Source organism: Rhodopirellula sp. UH5 (assembly GCF_056839225.1).
On record NZ_CM166390.1, the window covers coordinates 1133494 to 1150551 of the forward strand.

Annotated in this window: 13 protein-coding genes; 2 read left to right on the plus strand and 11 right to left on the minus strand. The window is 57.3% G+C overall.

What is annotated here, in order from left to right; all coding sequences use genetic code 11:
• Positions 1–32 precede the first annotated feature (32 nt).
• The 9 genes from UH5x_RS04150 to UH5x_RS04190 all read right to left on the minus strand — a co-directional run bounded on the left by UH5x_RS04150 (position 33) and on the right by UH5x_RS04190 (position 12342).
• The gene (locus tag UH5x_RS04150; RefSeq protein WP_482634813.1) at positions 33–1580 is read right to left on the minus strand and encodes a hypothetical protein; all 1548 of its coding nucleotides are present in this window, start codon (positions 1578–1580) and stop codon (positions 33–35) included.
• A 198-nt stretch (positions 1581–1778) separates the two neighbouring features.
• A complete protein-coding gene (locus UH5x_RS04155; RefSeq protein ID WP_482636122.1) occupies positions 1779–2063 on the minus strand; it encodes an ArsR/SmtB family transcription factor in 285 nt (94 codons plus the stop codon).
• Positions 2064–2249: 186 nt separating this feature from the next.
• The gene (locus tag UH5x_RS04160; RefSeq protein WP_482634814.1) at positions 2250–3614 is read right to left on the minus strand and encodes a putative sensor domain DACNV-containing protein; all 1365 of its coding nucleotides are present in this window, start codon (positions 3612–3614) and stop codon (positions 2250–2252) included.
• 171 nt (positions 3615–3785) lie between these two features.
• On the minus strand, positions 3786–4667 hold the full coding sequence (locus UH5x_RS04165) for an NAD-dependent epimerase/dehydratase family protein (RefSeq protein WP_482634815.1): 882 nt from the start codon (positions 4665–4667) through the stop codon (positions 3786–3788).
• A 1-nt stretch (position 4668) separates the two neighbouring features.
• Entirely contained in the window at positions 4669–4848 is a 180-nt protein-coding gene (locus UH5x_RS04170; RefSeq protein WP_482634816.1) for a hypothetical protein, read from the minus strand.
• Entirely contained in the window at positions 4845–5792 is a 948-nt protein-coding gene (gene rbsK, locus UH5x_RS04175; protein ID WP_482634817.1) for a ribokinase, read from the minus strand. The genes UH5x_RS04170 and rbsK overlap by 4 nt, the downstream gene beginning before the upstream one ends.
• 572 nt (positions 5793–6364) lie before the next feature.
• Positions 6365–7579, minus strand: a complete 1215-nt coding sequence (locus UH5x_RS04180; protein WP_482634818.1) for a type II secretion system F family protein — start codon at positions 7577–7579, stop codon at positions 6365–6367.
• A gap of 105 nt (positions 7580–7684) precedes the next feature.
• On the minus strand, positions 7685–9376 hold the full coding sequence (locus UH5x_RS04185) for a GspE/PulE family protein (protein ID WP_047812866.1): 1692 nt from the start codon (positions 9374–9376) through the stop codon (positions 7685–7687).
• Complete coding sequence (locus tag UH5x_RS04190; RefSeq protein ID WP_482634819.1) at positions 9373–12342, minus strand: secretin N-terminal domain-containing protein; 2970 nt, start codon at positions 12340–12342, stop codon at positions 9373–9375. The genes UH5x_RS04185 and UH5x_RS04190 overlap by 4 nt, the downstream gene beginning before the upstream one ends.
• 322 nt (positions 12343–12664) lie before the next feature.
• On the opposite strand from UH5x_RS04190, the gene map reads away from it, so the two are divergent.
• Positions 12665–13462 (plus strand): type I methionyl aminopeptidase, encoded by a 798-nt coding sequence (map, locus tag UH5x_RS04195; protein WP_047812868.1) that lies wholly within the window; start codon positions 12665–12667, stop codon positions 13460–13462.
• Between the two features lie 221 nt (positions 13463–13683).
• On the opposite strand, the gene UH5x_RS04200 is transcribed toward map, so the two are convergent.
• Positions 13684–14631 (minus strand): DNA integrity scanning protein DisA nucleotide-binding domain protein, encoded by a 948-nt coding sequence (locus UH5x_RS04200; protein ID WP_047812869.1) that lies wholly within the window; start codon positions 14629–14631, stop codon positions 13684–13686.
• Positions 14632–14816: 185 nt separating this feature from the next.
• Entirely contained in the window at positions 14817–16106 is a 1290-nt protein-coding gene (locus tag UH5x_RS04205) for a hypothetical protein (protein ID WP_482634820.1), read from the minus strand.
• A 53-nt stretch (positions 16107–16159) separates the two neighbouring features.
• On the opposite strand from UH5x_RS04205, the gene UH5x_RS04210 reads away from it, so the two are divergent.
• Entirely contained in the window at positions 16160–16723 is a 564-nt protein-coding gene (locus UH5x_RS04210) for a shikimate kinase (protein WP_482634821.1), read from the plus strand.
• Positions 16724–17058 lie beyond the last annotated feature (335 nt).

A 17058-nucleotide genomic window follows, 5' to 3' on the forward strand; every position in this document is an offset into this window, starting at 1 on the left:
CGAGCAAAGTGCCTTGCATCCTGACGACCCGATCAACGGACGCCCACCGGCGTTGTGATGTTCGATGGCCTCGCATTGCTCAGACCGCTTGGCGGACGCGGGAGTTGCAATCGTTCATCGCTCACGTCCAGTCGATACATCAATTGGTTGTAGTTGTACCGTGGCACGGCAACCGTTGTCCCTGAAAAAGTGTTCACGAACGTGCCTTCAAAGTAGATGACACGGCCGTCTTCACGCATCAGTTCAGGATGTTGCATGGGATTGTAGAAATCCATGTTCTGCCCCGGACGAGCGTGCGTCGCGATTTTTTGACAAACAACCCAGGGACCTTCGGGTGCGTTGGCGACGGCAAACCAAACCTCACCCAGGAAACTGTCACCGCCCTGTTCACAGAACAATAGCGTCCACTGCTTCAAAAATGGATTCCAAGCCACGGAACCATTGCCCACACGAACGGGTTTGTTCGTATGAACCTCCCGCAGGGCAAACGGTGCCTCCTCGGGGAGCAGTTGGCCTTCGCGAATCAGACCTTCGATCTGGTCCGAGGTGATCGGTTGCTGCCCTTGTTGCCAAGTGAAGCGAATGCCACCAGCTTCATCACGCCGGATGGTTCCGTCTTCAGCCAAGCAACTCAAACCTTGGTAGCGACTCGGTGACAAAATGGATTCCATGTCCGCAGGAACTCGAACGGTCGGTGGCGTTCCGAAATAGAAATGGTCCGTGCCGTCCACGCTGACACGAACCGGATGGTCCCTGGGAAACAAACGCGATTCGGTTGGCAACGGAAGGCGGCTGTGTTCCAGGAAGACCTCCTCGGAATCGTCGTAGATCATCAATCCCATCTGGGCCACCGAAAAGTCATGGCGGGCCGCGACGTAGCGGGCCACCGAACGCTCCTGTTGTTGTTCGTCACGCACGACCATCAAACCGTCCACCCAAATGGGATGCTTGGCATCCTGTTCCACCCGAGCCATCTCTTTCGCGAATCCGTTTGGTTCACGGACAAAGTATTCCAGCGGAACACCGATGTCTGCGTTCAGCTCGTGGGGCAACGGCGAGGTTGCGCCGGTCATGCTGAAACTCCCCAGTGGAAACTTGACCTGGTTCGTGTCTTGCCAGAACCATCGCATTCGGTCCCGATAGATCACGGTTTGCACCGAATCACAACCTGTCACCTGGGCATTGACCAGAGGCACCTGCCATGGCGGTGTTTTGCCCAGCAAGACGGTGTCTCGGTAGATGCCGACTCCGGTTTGTCGATACAACCGCTCGGCCAAGTTTTTGCGAGGCAGTTCCAACAACGCTTCCGTGCCCGGTGTGGTATTCCAGGCAATTCCCGTTGTCCCGAAGGGTCCCGCGGGACTCTCGTATCCCCAACTTCCGACGTCGAACCAAACCAGTTGGTCCATCAGCCCGGGTTCCAAGAACGCGACATACCCGTTGCTGTCCGTGAAGTGACGATTTTGATCGGTCGTTCGCAACTCGACCAACGGAATGCCTCTCCCCGTGGCTGCGTCAACGATACGAATCGCGAAGTAGTCGTCTGGTTCGGCAGAGTGGATGACGGATGGGGCAATCACGAGCGACCACCAGCACGCCAAGCGAATCAAGCGAAGAAATCGAAACGCCCCAATGCCCCACGGCACTCGAATTTGAACGCATGAGACCATCTCGGCGGCTTCCCAATGAGCTGAAACTTGGTGTCGGGTTCATTGTGCGAAACGCCCGCTGGGACGCCCCGGCAACCGCTACGAAGCAATCCTGTCCCGACCAATTCCTTACAAAGCGACCACGAACGTCTTGAGCTGCCGCAGCCGTTCTTCGTTGATGCAGTAACAGACCTTGGGCCCGTCCACTTCCCCTTGGATCAATCCCGCTTCCTTCAAGATCTTGAGGTGCTGAGACACGGTGGATTGAGCCAACGGCAACTGATTGACGATCTCACCACACATGCAGGCTTCGCGACCGATCAAGAAACGCACGATTTGCACACGCGCCGGATGCGCAATCGCCCAGGCGAGTTTGGCAAAGTCCTCTGCCGTGGGATCGTCTTTCAATTTCACGGGCGCGGTATCGCAGCACTTCTTGGTCGTCTTTGCCAAATCAGAATCCTCAGGGAAGTCCATCGTCGATGAGCGATTGACGATAACTCCCTGCCGACGCTTGGTCAACGGTTTCAGACGCTCGTTTTGAGTCCCCAAGAGGATCGAAACGCGAGTCCGGCTCAGTTCGCGAGCCCGAGGTTTGCGTCACGGAAGATACGGCCAGTAAGTCAGCTGCCCGTTGTGATGAGCCACAAAACGGACGTCGCCATCCTGCGAGACCACGACCGCGATCGCACGGTTCAATCCGTTGATCAATCGGTAGGCAGACCGATGCCGAGTCCCCGCCGAATCGGCTGGTTCCACCACGGTTTGGTGGCCCTCAATGTCGGTGGCACGGTGAATGTTTTGGACCGGTGTGTCGCCTAAAATCTCGCCACCAAAGCCAATCAATCGAAAGCTGTGATCCAGAATCAAGGCACCATCGACCGTCATCATGTCCGCGAGAAAATGGCTGAAGTCGATCAACTGATCATCGAAGCGTCGCAACTCTGCGTCGCGAAATTGCTGGTAGTCACTCCAGGTCAAAACGGCCAACTGCCGCGTCGTGGCGACCGCCAATGCCCGAGCCATCAAACGCTGCATCATCTCGCGATAGAGCAGGGTCGAATCATCGGACTGAAATTGCACACGGAACCGCAACCATTTTTCACAGGTTCCATCGTCGTGCGCCCCGTTTGGCAACACGACCATCAACCCACCATGGCGACGGTTGCGAACCAGCCGAAGCACCCGCCGCACCACACTTTGAGCGAGGTCACGCACGAATGATTCGCAGACTCTGGTTTCGCCTGCCTCACTCACTTGCTCGTCAGGAACGGGGCGTAGGAGTTCTTCTCGGACGTTCGCAAACCGGCTTGAGATCCAGGTCGACCGAAAGGGATCAAACCCGTCAATCAACAATTGGCCCTGGTTGGTTTCCAGAACACGCAGGTAACCTGACGAGGCCACCAGGTGCCCCGGTCGAATCGCATGAACGACCAAGTTGGGCGGCAAGGAAACACCATCGAACCGGCTGCCTTCGACGCGATTGACCCATTCCGTCCCAGTGACCACCAACCCCCAGATCACCAGGTTTCCGTCATCATCGGTCGTGACTGCCAAGGCGGCGCGATAGAAGTCCGCTGCCGCGTAGAGTTTCCTCAAATTATGCGGGCTGAGCGTCGCAGGCTCAGAAAACGACAAGACGTGCGGTCGCGGTTGTTCCGTCGTGACGGACTGCAAATGCGTGCGACTGGCGTAGATCACCCGACAACGAACGGGCGAGTCCTCTTCCCGCAACAAGCTGGCCTGGTAGCAAACGTCCAGGAGTGAAACCAAGGACGCGTTCGGCGGGAGCAAATCCGAGGGGAAACCTCGCGATTCCCATTGCTTTGAGAGCACCGATGCCATTTCAGCGGGGTAAGAAGAAAACTGATCCATGCTGTTCGCAGTCCCCGACAAGGCATTTTCATCTGAATGGCATCCATGCGCGTGCGCGCCAACATTGAGAATGTCCAAAACGGCAACCATTCCACCGTCTCCACGCGGAGAATGCGAGCGACCATTCCGATCTGGTTGGCCTGCGTCAGCAACGGTACCAACGACATTTTCTCCAAGCCCTCCGGGATCGCGTTCCAATTGGCGGAACCAAAACATCGCGAAGTGGGGCGTAAAGAACACATCCCTTTGCATCGTCGATTGTCACGCGTCTCTCCATCGCGACGGAGGCGAGAACCCGAGCCATTGCTTTGCCTTGTCGATGGAATAGAACGTCTCGAATTCGCCCAACTCACGTCGTTGGGGGACGCCGGGATAAAACTGCCTGATCACATCGGAGCTCGACATTCCAACCGACGAATCTTCGTTGGCAACGTTGAACACTTGGTAGCCGAGTCCATCGGTGGAGAGCGCACAGTCCACGAAGTGACTCAGATCACGAGTGTCGATGTAAGCGAAGAGGTTGCGACGCCGGCACGCCGGATCGCCGCTCCATTGCGGGACCAGGCTCGCGTACTCGTGAGGCTCGATCACGTTGTTGATTCGTAGGGCGTAGATGTCGGTGCCCGATCGAGCTTGAAAGCTACGGCCGCAGACCTCGTTGCAGACCTTTGACATCGCGTAAGCGTCGTGCGGGACCGTGGGATGCTGTTCATCCACAGGGATGTATTCCGGTTTGACTTCCCCATGAGCAAAGCAAACCCCATAGGTGGTCTCCGACGAAGCCATCAGGATCTTGGGAATGCCGAGCTTCACCGCGGCCTCCAAGACGTTGTAGGTCGACGCTGTGTTGACACGGAAACACTCCGGATCGGGCCGTAACTGAATGCGAGGCACCGCTGCAAAGTGAACCACAGCATCAAATTTCGGTGCAGAGTCGCCCGCGTCCAAGTCATCGAAACCAACGATCCCAGACATCGCCGAAAAGACTTGTCCAGCATCCGTGAGATCGACCGTCATGTCCCAAACGCCATCGATGTTTGCGGGCACGAGGTCCAGATTCATCACCGTGTGACCTTGATCAGCAAGGTGAGTCACAACGTGACGCCCCGCTTTGCCTGAACCACCTGTGAATAGGATTCGCACTCTATTTCTCGCTGTTGAAAGTCGATGGTCGGTGGGAACCGGCCTTGCTGCTGAAGTCCCGTGAGTCGCCGTCGATGCCGGTCACCCCCACCATCGGCGTCTTCGATGCTGCCCCGTCATCGGCGATCACAATGGAAGATGCATGCATCCGAATCGTGAACAGGCTGAAGAGGTTGTTCATCCAGTTTGCTCCGCTTGATTCCACCGTTTGATCTCTTCGAGCGATGGAAAGGACGTCTGCGTGCCGACGCGTGTGACCGAAATGGCCGCAACGATCCCAGCGCGGCTGGCAGCACTGGCCAACGACATCCCTTCGGCGAGAGAGACCGCCAATGCTCCGGTGAACGCGTCGCCCGCACCAGTCGTGTCGACCGCTTTGACTTGAGTCGCAGGGATGAGAGACATCCCCGTTTCGTCGAGCACCAAAACGCCTTCCTCGCCCATCGTCAACGCAACCTGTCGGACGCCACGTTGTCTCAATTTCTCAGCGGCGGTGACGCAGTCCGCTTCGGTCTCCACACCGCATCCGGTGATCGCAGCGATTTCCGTTTTGTTGGGAACACAGACGTCGCAAAGCGAAAGCAACTCGTCCGTGACCAATTCCGCGGGCGCCGGAGTGAGCATCGTCAGAACGTTGGCTGCACGAGCCAACTTGAATGCCTCCAGGGCCGCTTCAACGGGAGTCTCCAACTGGCAGATCACCACATCGGATTCGGTGATGATTGCCTTGGCCGATCGGACATCGTCCGCGGTCAGTTCCGCATTTGCTCCGGCGACAACGATGATGCAGTTCTCTGCTTCATCATCCACCAGAATCGCAGCGGTGCCCGTCGGCTGGTCATCGGAGTGTCGAATGAACGTCGTGTTGATTCCGTCTGCTTGGTAGGCGTCGATGGCCTGAGTCGCAAAGCCATCGTTTCCGACACGTGCGACAAAGGCAACTTCGGCGCCCAGTCGAGCCGCGACAACCGCTTGGTTCGCCCCTTTGCCGCCCATCCCTTGATGCAACGAATGCCCGGCAAAGGTCTCGCCAGGAATAGGAAGCCGCGGCGTGCGAAACGTGAGGTCGACGTTGGCCGAACCAACGACAGTGATCTTGGGGCGGGAGCTCGTGTGAATGTTCATGCAAGCGGCATCGAGGTATCAGACGGTTGACGGCAACAGCGGAAAGTTTCGCATATCAATTCTCCACTGGATCTCTTAATCGGGAAACGTTTACCAGAAACAAGCCGTTGTTCAAGAGATCGATGCGGACGCACCATGTTACCGAGCTCGCGGCAAGATTTCGTTCTCCTTCGACAAAAAAAGCATGCCCAGATGCGACAAGGGAAGACGATCGATCGGCAGGGTGGACAACGCGTCTTTCGCGAACAACTTCCCACTCGAACCGCCAGACACACTTTGAAAGAGCCGTTGAGCTGCACATTCCATGGGTGCGCTCCCCAACCCCTGCTCGTTTCCCACGAGGAAACTTGCGAGTCACGCCGGACAACATCGCCGCCGAGAGCCCAGCGATCGTCTCCGCGGTCGGGATCGATCATGAAGTTTCATGCCAGGCCGCTGCCCAGCCACTCAAGCAGGTCGGCAGGAATGATCAAGCACAACCATGTGAGCCGTTTGGGCGTTAGCCCCAGTTGTGCGTGAAAACCGTGGCTAACGCCAACGGCTCACATACCCGATAACACCTGCGGACCTGCTTAGAGGCTGGTGCTGCTCTTGAGGACAGGTACGAGCAATGCCATCACGACACCGAGAACCAGAATTGCCATCACCAGCAACATGATCGGCTCGAGCAATCGCACGAACAAGTCCAGACGACGGAACGTTCGCTTTTCCAGCGAGTCTGCGATTTCAGGCAGCACTCGGTCCAACGAGTTGCTCTCTTCACCCACGCTGATCATCTCCACCACCGAAATCGGAAAGTATCCCGACTGGCGGAGTGGTTTCGCGAGGCTTTCACCGCTGCGAATGTTTTCACTGGCGTCCGCGATCGATCGACTGAGCAAGCGATTGCCGGTTGCGGTCCGACTGATATCCAACGATTTCAGAATCGGCACGCCGTTGGCCAGCAAGGTTCCCAACACCCGGCAGAAGCGAGCGACGGAAAGATTCATGAGAATGTCACCCAGGACGGGGACCTTCAGTTTGATCTTGTCAAACAAGTCTTGCCCGCGATCGGTCTGCAGTTGCTGGCGAATAAAGATGATCAATCCCACTGCCAACACAATCAGGATCCATCCGTATCCCTGGAGGAAGTTGCTGAAGCCCAGCAAGGCCTCTGTCATGGCAGGCATCTCGCCCTTTTGCCGCAATCGATCAAACAGCATGTCGAACTTGGGCACGAAGAAAACCAGCAAGGCCGAGATCACAACACTTCCGATCGTGAACAAGAACACAGGGTACGCCATCGCGCTGACCGTGCGTCCCTTGAGGTCTTCTTGCAGTTCGGTGAAGACGCCAACGCGGTCCAAGGCGTCTTCTAGAAAACCACCTTCGGTCCCGGCACGCACCATGTTGACGGCCATGTCGCTGAACACGCCGGGATAGCGAGCCATGGTGTCACCGATGGGTTCGCCGTCCTCGACCCGACCTCGAATTTCGGCCAAGACTTCCCCGAGGACCGGCGTGCTGGATTGTTCACCAAGAATCGTGAGCGACCGAATCATTGGCACGCCACTTCGCAGCAACGACGCCATTTGGCCGTAGAAGGTGGCCATGATTTGACCTTTGACCTTCTTGCGTTTGGTTCCAAAGATCGCAAACGCGGAACCGGAGGTTTGTTCCGTGATTTTGGTTGGGAACAAATCACGTCCAGTCAGTTGCGACGTCGCTTCACGCTGCGACCCGGCCTCGAGCGTTCCTTGGACGCTCTTTCCAGTCATGTCTCGGGCGGTGTATTGAAACGTTGGCATAGTGACAGAGCGGCGGGAAGCAGGTGGGCGTGATGGAAGGCGATGCGCGTTTTGGTGTCGGGCGAGAAGCCCAGACAACCTGGATGACGGTCAGCAAGTCACGGGCTAGAGAGCCTCGCCCTTGGTAACACGAAGGACTTCGTCAACGCTGGTCACGCCGGCGACGACTTTGTCCCAGGCATCCATCCGAAGCGTTCGCATGCCTTCCTTGACAGCTTGTCGACGGATGTCCCAGCTGCTGGCACGGTTCTGAGCCATCTCGCGAATTTGCTCGCTGCTGACGAGCAGTTCGTAGATGCCCAAACGACCGGAGTAACCAACATTGCGGCACTCCCGACAACCGACGCTGCGAAAGATCTCTTTGCCTGCGATCTCATCCCAAGGAAAATCCTTGGGCAAATCGTCTTGTTCGGGAATGAATGACTCCTTGCAGTGCTGGCACAAACGTCGAAGCAGTCGCTGAGCCATCACGGCCTCCACCGTCCCTGCGACCAAGAACGGTTCCACGCCCATGTCGACCATCCGCGTGAACGCACCAGCGGCATCGTTGGTGTGCAAGGTGCTGAACACCATGTGACCTGTCAGCGATGCCTGGGTGGCATTCTCTGCCGTTTCCAAGTCGCGAATTTCGCCGACCAGCACGATGTCCGGGTCGTGACGCAGAATGCTTCGAAGCGAAGCAGCGAAGGTCAATCCGATCTTGGAGTGAACCTGGATCTGGTTGATGCCATCGAGCTGATACTCAACGGGATCTTCCGTCGTGATGATTTTGTTTTCGGGGCTGCGGATCTCCAACAAACTGCTGTACAGCGTCGTCGTTTTACCACTCCCGGTCGGTCCGGTGACCAACACGATGCCGTGTGGCAATTTGATCAGCTGGCTGAACCGATCGTAGATTTCCTTGGACATCCCCAGTCCCTGCAGATCAAACACCATCGACGATTTGTCGAGGACACGCATGACCAGGCCTTCGCCGTGGATCATGGGGATCACGCTGAGACGAATGTCAACCTCACGGCCGTGCACACGGAGTTTGATCCGGCCGTCTTGTGGCAGTCGCTTCTCCGCGATGTTCAACCGGGCCATGATCTTCAAGCGGCTGATCATCGCGGCTTGGAAACGGTTGATTTCAGGTGGCACAGGTTGAGGGTGCAAGATCCCGTCGATCCGGTACCGAATCACCAGCCCATCCGACTGCGATTCGATGTGAATGTCACTGGCACGCGAATCAACGGCTTCAATCAGAATCTCGTTGACCAGCCGAACAACCGAGGCTTCTTGAGCCATTTCGGAGAGTTCACTGCCATCTGTTTCGATGCCTTCGAGCAATTCGATTTCATCATCGCCGGCGGCTGCGACCAAGCCTTCCACCGTTTCACTACCGACACCGAGGTGTTTCTTCACCAAACGGCTGATTTCGGCACGCTCGGCAACAACGGGAACCACCGTTTTGCCAGTCGTCGCGCAGGCTTCATCCAGCGGGTACAGGTCAAACGGGTCGGCGGTCGCAACCAGCAACGCCCCGTCTTCCCAACCAATTGGGAACATGGAATGTCGATAGATCAGTTTCTGTGGAAAGCCCTCGAGGGCAGACAGATCGATTTCCGATGTTCGCAGGTCGCGAAATTCCAGCCCAACCTCATCAGCAATCGCCGACAAGGCATCTCGCGCCGAGACGTATCCCAATGTGACCGCATTGTCGACGACCGACTGAGGGTCGCCGTTGCGGCTTTGCTCCAATTGCTGGGACGTCAGCAGTCCGCGTCGTTGCAGAATCTCGCCAGCATGCATGATCATCTTCCTCTTCCTCCGCCTGTTTGTCCGCCGCGACCACCGCGACCTGTGTCACCTCCTCCTCCGCCTCCGCGTCCCGTTCCACCGCGGCCTGCATCACCTCCGCGTCCCCCGGTGCCTCCAGCAGCTCCTCCTCCGCCGCCAAATCGCGATCGGAAGAACTCAATTCGCCGCTGAACATCTTCGGCTGACGAGCCAGTCGGTGCAGAACTCGAAGCTCCACTGCTGGAACTTCCTGAGGTTGAGGTTGCTGTGGTGGCTTTCACACCCAGCATGGACTCCAACGCTTGTTGTAACACTTCTGCGCGGACACCACCTGCGATTGGCATCACCACCGTTTGTTCTTCTTGTTCCATCCCTTGTTGATCCAAGATCTCAACGAGTTCCTGAACCTGTTGGAAATCTTGCGGTGTGGCCGTCACGACCAAAGAGTTGCTGCGTTCGTCCACGGCGACAATGATTTTTGTCGGTTCGCTCTTGGCTTTCTCGGCTGTTCCGCCACCGCCGCCTCCTCGTCCTCCGCGCCCACCGCCACGCAGTGCGTTGATGATGTCTTCCGGTGAAGATTGACGGCCACCGCCACCTCCGGCGCTTTGCTCTTGAAACATTTTCTCAGCGAACACGGCCTTCACAAGCGTCGCGACATCCGATGCTTCTTGATAGATCACAGGAATCAACCTGGGTTGTGGCACCGTGCGAACCAACTCCGGACTTTCTTCTTGATCAATTTCTCGAATGACCAAGCGGATGAATTCCAAGTCCGCCGGACTGGCCTGGACGATCAGCGAATTCAGGTGCCCATCGGCGACAATGTTGACGCTGCCGCGACTGGTCAAAATCGAACGACTGCTGGAGACCTCTTCGCCTCCACCGCCGCCCATTCCCAGCAAACCGCCGAGCATCCCACCGCCGAGACCACCCATCACCGACTCGGTGAGAGATCCGGAGGAGGATTCTGAGCCGCCGAGCACGCTGGCAACCAATTCCGAAGCCACTTCGGCTTTGATGTATTTTAAACGGAAGATGGTCGGCAGATCGCTCGCCATTCCTGACGATGTGCTGATGGAACTGAGCAACTGTTCAAAGGCATCGAGAGCTTCGCTGTCTTTGGATGCAATGACCAAACCCGCGGGAGTCATTTGCACAACAATCTCAGCACCGGCGTTTGGATTCGCGAACTCGTCTTGCAACAAGGTGGGACCAGCGACCGCTGCTTCGGAATCCAGCTCAGAAGGATCTGCACCGGACGATGCGTTGACGTCGAAATCGTCAAATGCACGAACCAAGTATTGGTCATCCGCACGGGAATCCCGGCGATTCCAGGACGCCTCTTGATCCAGAACACGTTGCCTCGGTTGGCCGATGGGTTGTGTGTCTCGGCCCCCTTCTTGCAGCTGTTCGTCCTCCGAAGAGGTCGGCACGATCACTCGCAAGCGATTCTCACGCCCGGTCATTGGCCACAAACTTTCCAGTTGCCGCAACGTTTGATTGGCCGACGATCCCGTCATTGGCAGAACGCGAACGTTTTCACCCAAGCCGCCTGCCAGTGGATCGTTTTCCAGTTCATCAATCAGCCGTTTCACAGTTTCGATTTGGGCTGTCGTTCCACGAACCCAGAGCCGTCCTGTTTCCGGATCGCCGTCGACGGTGGGACCTTGCCCGCCAGCCTCGGTGACGCCGAAGAATTTATTGATTGTCAGCAATGCGTTGGCTGGTTCCAACCGACGCAGATTGATGATGGCGAAGTTGTCGCCATCACCTTCCAGTTCCGCGATTGTTTCGGCGATCAGAGCCTGAGTTTCCGGACGAGCGGAAGCGACAATCACACCGCGTTTGGTATCCAATGCGATGCGAGTCTCGGGCGTCCCAGCCAACATGGTTTGCAGCACATCAAACGCGGTTTGCATGTTGGCCGAAGCGACCGCGTGGGTCTTCAACACTGGTTTGATGATTTCGACCTCTTCCGCGTCTTCGCTGCCCGGCATCGCCTTGTCGGCTTTGGTGAAGATGCTTTTCAGCAGCGACAACTTGGCGGGTGAGCCAGTCGCAAAGACTCGGTCGCCGTACAGCGACACCGAAATGCGAAGGTCATCACCGAGGTTCACGCCGGGTTCCAAACCAACCAACGGACGAGCGACTTCGAGAATTTCTTCTGCGGCGCGGTGTTGGAGCGTGATTTCAACCACGCTGGACTGAGCTTCCTCCGCCGCGGACAACACGGACTCAATGGTTCTTAGCTTCCCAACGGTCTCGGTCACGACGACTTGGCGTGCTCCGGCGAGAACGTTGATTCGTCCCCATGGACCAATGATCTGCGCCAGCTCTTCACGAGCTTCCTCGGGCGACAATCCGCCGAGAGGGAAGACACAGCGAACGATGTCGCTGTTGCCGCGTTGATCGAATGTATCGGGAGTGACCAATTCGGCCATTTCGCTGATCAGCTTCTCTGCGTTTTCTGCTTCGAGGTCAACGAGCAGCAGCATGCGTCCTCGGCGAACCACGGCCCATCCTCGGTCCAGCAGCAGACGATTGATCAGGTCCAGACCTTCCCCGACGGAATAGGTTTGAGTGGGGTCACTGAAGTTGACCGTCCCAGCGGGCGACCCGTCCATTTGCAAGGACAAATCAGCTTGTTCGGAGAACCAGCGAAGCACATCCGACCACGGTGCCCCCGAGAAATTGAAGCTCAGTTCCTTGTCGGCGCTGGGAACCGTGGTTGCCGGAGCCGATGTGATCGGGCCAGCGGGGACGTCAACGCTGGCGTCCTGTGCTACGGCCGAACCGGATGCCAGCACCAAGATCCCGGCCACAGCCACCCCTCGGATTGCGAGCTGCTTCCAGTGAGATCGCTTGCGACCGGCTTGACTAAGGGCGATGTCGATCGGCGAAGGGTTCCGTCCACTGGAATCGGAACTTCGGGAAGACAAAGCGTTCGCGGCTTGCGTCGCGTTGGGAACAATTCGATTCATTTCGATAGATAAGATTTAGGATCGAGCTGGACGAAGCGGAAATCGTTTGCCTGGACTCGGGTGTCAGGATAGTTGCCCGAAAAGCAACGGCACGAGTAAATGGTCCCGTTCCGTCATGAACTAACCCCTCCCGGCCACAAAAGTTCCGACGGGGAGCGCTCCTGCTCAAGCAAATCGCCGGATTGTGCCAATCATTCCGCCTCAGGTCCCCCCACCGGCTGGCATCTGATGTCAGATTGGGTTTGCCGCCTCTCTAAACCTGCTATGCTGGCAACTCGCCTCTGACGGCCCACCATCAACCGATCCAGCACCACTTAGAAGCATGCTGACCAAGCAACGAAAACTGATCCTCACTGACATTCAGCGCGACATGATGCGGGCCGCAGGCCAAGCCAATGCCGCCCTGATGGACTTCATCCGGCCGCATGTCAAACCCGGCATCACAACGGGCAAAATTGACCAAATGGTCCACGACTGGACCTACGGGCACGGGTACCGAGCAGCAACCCTGGGGTATCAGAAGTACCCGAAAAGCTGTTGCACCAGCGTCAACGAAGTGATCTGCCACGGGATTCCCGATGATTACGAGCTGTGCGAGGGCGACATCATCAACGTCGACATCACCACCGTCGTGGACGGCTGGCACGGTGACCAAAGCGAGACGTTTTTGTTGGGCGAAGTCAGCGATGAGAAGCGGGCGGTGACCCAGTGTGCGTTTGATTGCATGCACTTGGCCATCGATGCTCTGACCCCCGGTTGCCGGGTGGCAACCATCGGCGAAGCCGTCGTTCCCGAATCCGAAGGACGTGGATTCACGGTCGTTCGCGAATACGTGGGTCACGGGTTGGGCAAACAATTTCACCTCGACCCTTCGATTCCTCACTTCCCGAACCGCCAAAGCCGAATCGATCGCTTGTTCCCCGGCATGTGCTTCACGATCGAGCCCATGATCAACGCCGGTTCACGTTACACCCAGTGTGACAAAGCAGACGGCTGGACAGTCCGAACGAGAGACGGACGCCCCTCGGCTCAGTTCGAACATTCGATCCTGATGACCGAAGAAGGCCCCGAGATCCTGACGCAAACGCAAGACGGTCCCCGCAAAGGGCACCAGTTCTGAGCATTCGAGGTTGTCCCTCGCTCACCAGGCTATTGGTTGAGTGCGTTTCGCAGATTGAGCGATCAGCCGACGGGCGGTAGCCCACGGTTACCGAAGACGAACCGGACGCGATCGCGTTCCGGCTGACTCAATCAACAGCCTGTCACGCTTCGAGTTGTGATGTTGGTCACGGGAGTGTCGACACAGCGAATCGAAGCTGGGAACCGAGTGCGAGCGGTGTTCTAGTTTTCGTCCGCTGATTGTTGCGGTGGCTCGAACGCGAATTCTTGCCACTTGATCGCCTTGTCCATGGGCACAATCTGCAGGATCAAGAACCCGTTCTGATACAGCCTCACCGTGCCGGTGGATTGGCTGACGACGACCGAGACCGCCTTCGTTTTTCGCGTGATCGCGGCAGCGGCCCAGTGCCGGGACCCGAGCCCCTTGGTCATTTTCAGGTCTTCGTGAGAGACCTCCAACATTTGGCGGCTGCGTTCGATGATGCCGTCCGCGGTGACCACAAACGCGCCGTCCAGCTGGGCGATCTCTTTCGCATCTTCCTGCACCTTGGGGTCCAAGATGTTGCGGTGTTTTTTGTTGTATCCGCGAAATGGATCGGCTCCGCTGTCGCTGGCGTGTTCCAGCACTCGGCGGCTGTCGCCGACCACGAACATGGTTCCAACGGCCTTGCCCTCGCGACCTTCTCGGCCAATTTGCGATGCCAAGTCGACGACCGCTTTGATGGTCTTCAAAGGGACGCTGCTTTCGAGCGTCTGCAGATCGCGAACGGTGAACCGACGCATCCGCTCATCCAGTTGCAGGTGGCTGATCGAGTCCAGCCGGCCCTGTTGAAATCCACTGTAGACCGCAACGACTTCTCCGTTGGTCCGGATCAACTCGTCGGCAGCGGCTTCCAACAATGCCTCTTGCAAGCGTTCCAGCAGCGGAGCCTTTTCCTTGTTCAACGCCAGCGGTTTCAAGCCCGCTTCGGCGGCACCGTCCAAGTCCCCGATGGTATCGACCGCGACGATCACCATGTTTTTGCTTGCTTCGGTCAGCTCCGAAATTCGTTTCCAATCGGTGCTGCCATCCAGCAACAACAGCAGGGCGTCAGCATTTCGATCCGCTCGGAGCGCCACGGCGGCCGAAATCATCGCGGCATTCTGCTTGGTCAAACGTTGCGTGGCCATCGATTCTCAAGCAGCTCCGAATTCAATGCGGTTGACCAAGGGGGACTTACAATGCGTCCCCACTTTAGTCCACCGAGGTCATCGCCCAAAGAGGACCGAGCCCCGTTGAGCCACGATTTAGGCTGACTTTCACGACATTTTTCAAGCCGAGGTCATCCATCGATGCTGGGCGATGCTCCACGGCCTCAAGCGAACTCCACCGCGGAGTCACGCCGTTTGGACTCGTTCGAAGCCGCCTGGTCTTCCACGTGTTCCCTCAAACCACATTGCTCCAGCACAATCGTCAGATGCGCGTCATGCCGACGACTGACCTTTAACAACACGACCGCATCGTCTCCCGAATCCGCATGGATCGAGTGCGTCAACCAACCGCGAATCAGCCGAGGTGAGGCTTCGCACCGAAGAACGTGCCCGTCCCGGCCCAACCCCCACGACAAGGGCGACCAGGGGGTGGCCGGCGTCAACAACCAACCTTCGTCATCGCGACGCAAACGCAAACAACTTTTCGCGGGATAGGGCCCAATCGAGTCTTGTGAAAACACGATCACGCCACGTGGGTCGGGGGTCGCGAATCCCGGCCAAATCCGAGCCAAAACAGGATCCAACAACATCGTCCGATAGAACTTCACCCGCCGGCCGGCCCAGCGGAAGATCAACGCGGCGACCAAGAGGATCGCAAAATTGAACACCGTTGCCAGGGTCGGACTGAGCGCGTACACCGCCATCAGTCCGGCACAGAGTGACTTGTTGCAAACCTCAAAGATGGCGTCGACAGTCGGAAAGGGCGTCAGCCAGACCAGGAATTCAAAGAAGAATTTGACGCTGTTGATGACCAACATGTTGACCGTCATGGCAATCAAAATCAGCGTGTTGGCGGTGAAGCTGAAGATCCCCGCCGTGTAGACCGGCAACGTTTCCATTGCCAGCTGCGTTTCGTCGGTGCCAACCGAATCGGCGGTCATGGACGCCGTGATCTTGATCGCCAACAAAATCACAATCACCGAATACGCTTCCAGCTGATCCATCGCCTGTGCAAACGGTTTGCTGACCTTGGACAATCGCGGGACGCTGGTCACCACTGCAAGAACCGCGAAAACGCAGAACAGCGGGACACTACGGAGCGGCCCCGCTGACCCCAACAACGCGTTGTCCGTGATCCAGTCCGGTCCCCACAAAGCCAAACCCGAGAGACAAGCGACACCGAAAAACGGAGACAAGGCCAGTGGAGCAAGCGGCCCCAACCAATCCGCCAGGTGCAGTTGGTCGGCCCAGGCCGTCGCCGCAGCGATGTCTCGCGTGTCGAACTCACCCTCGAGTGCCTGCGGAACGTCTTCCGGATTCACCGCCGATTGTGTCCGAGCAGGAACGGCTGCTGCCTCGTCCGTTTGGCGGACGACATCGCTTTGCCCCGTCGCTTGGACCGCCAGCCCGATGATCAGCACCACGGTCAACGTTGTCTTTGCAATCCAATTCATCTCATTCCCTTCGGACTTCTCAATCGAACCGTGGGCTGGTAGCGTTTCGCGTCATGAACATCGACGCAGTGAAACCTCAGCATCTCTATTTGACCGGCTACCGCGGGTGCGGCAAAAGTACGCTTGCGAAACTTTTAGCGCAGCGGTTGTCTTTGCCGGTCGTCGACTTGGATGATGTGATCGAATCGACGGCAGGGAAATCGATCGCGGAAATCTTCGCCGCTGAAACCGAGTCCGGTTTTCGCGACCGCGAAGAAGCCGCGTTGGTGGAAGTCGCCCAGCGGCCAACGCATGTGATCGCTCTCGGTGGTGGCACAATCCTTCGCCAGGCCAACCGGAACCTGATCGCCAATTCGGGCTGGTGCGTTTGGCTGGACGCTGAACCTGAAATTCTGATGGCTCGATTGGCTGGCGATGAAACCACGGCCGATCGACGTCCCTCGCTGACGGATCAATCGGTCTTCGATGAAGTCAAAACGGTGATGACCCACCGCGAACCACTCTACCGTGAATCGGCGGACCTACGAATCAACACCAGTCATCAAACGATGGACGACATTGTCAGCGAAGTTTTGAAGGCTTGCCCGCCCAGCATCGGAGAAGTCAAACCCAGCTAGACTTCGACCGGAGGGGCTCGGAAGCCTTTTTATACCCCACATCTCGAAACACCAAAGATTAGTGTCCGATCAGAGTGGATTAGTGTTCCGCCAGAGCGGCCAAGGGAACACTCATCTCCGCTGATCGATCACGAAGCAGGTCGGCAGGAATGATCAAGCACAATCATGTGAGCTGTTTGGGCGTTAGCCCCGGTTGTGCGTGAAAACCGTGGCTAACGCCAACGGCTCACATACCCGATGACACCTGCGTACCTGCTTAATGGTTCTTGGGCAAGGGATGTTTGGCTTCAAAACGCCTGTATTTACAACGCAAACGGCTCCCAGAAGATGTGGGG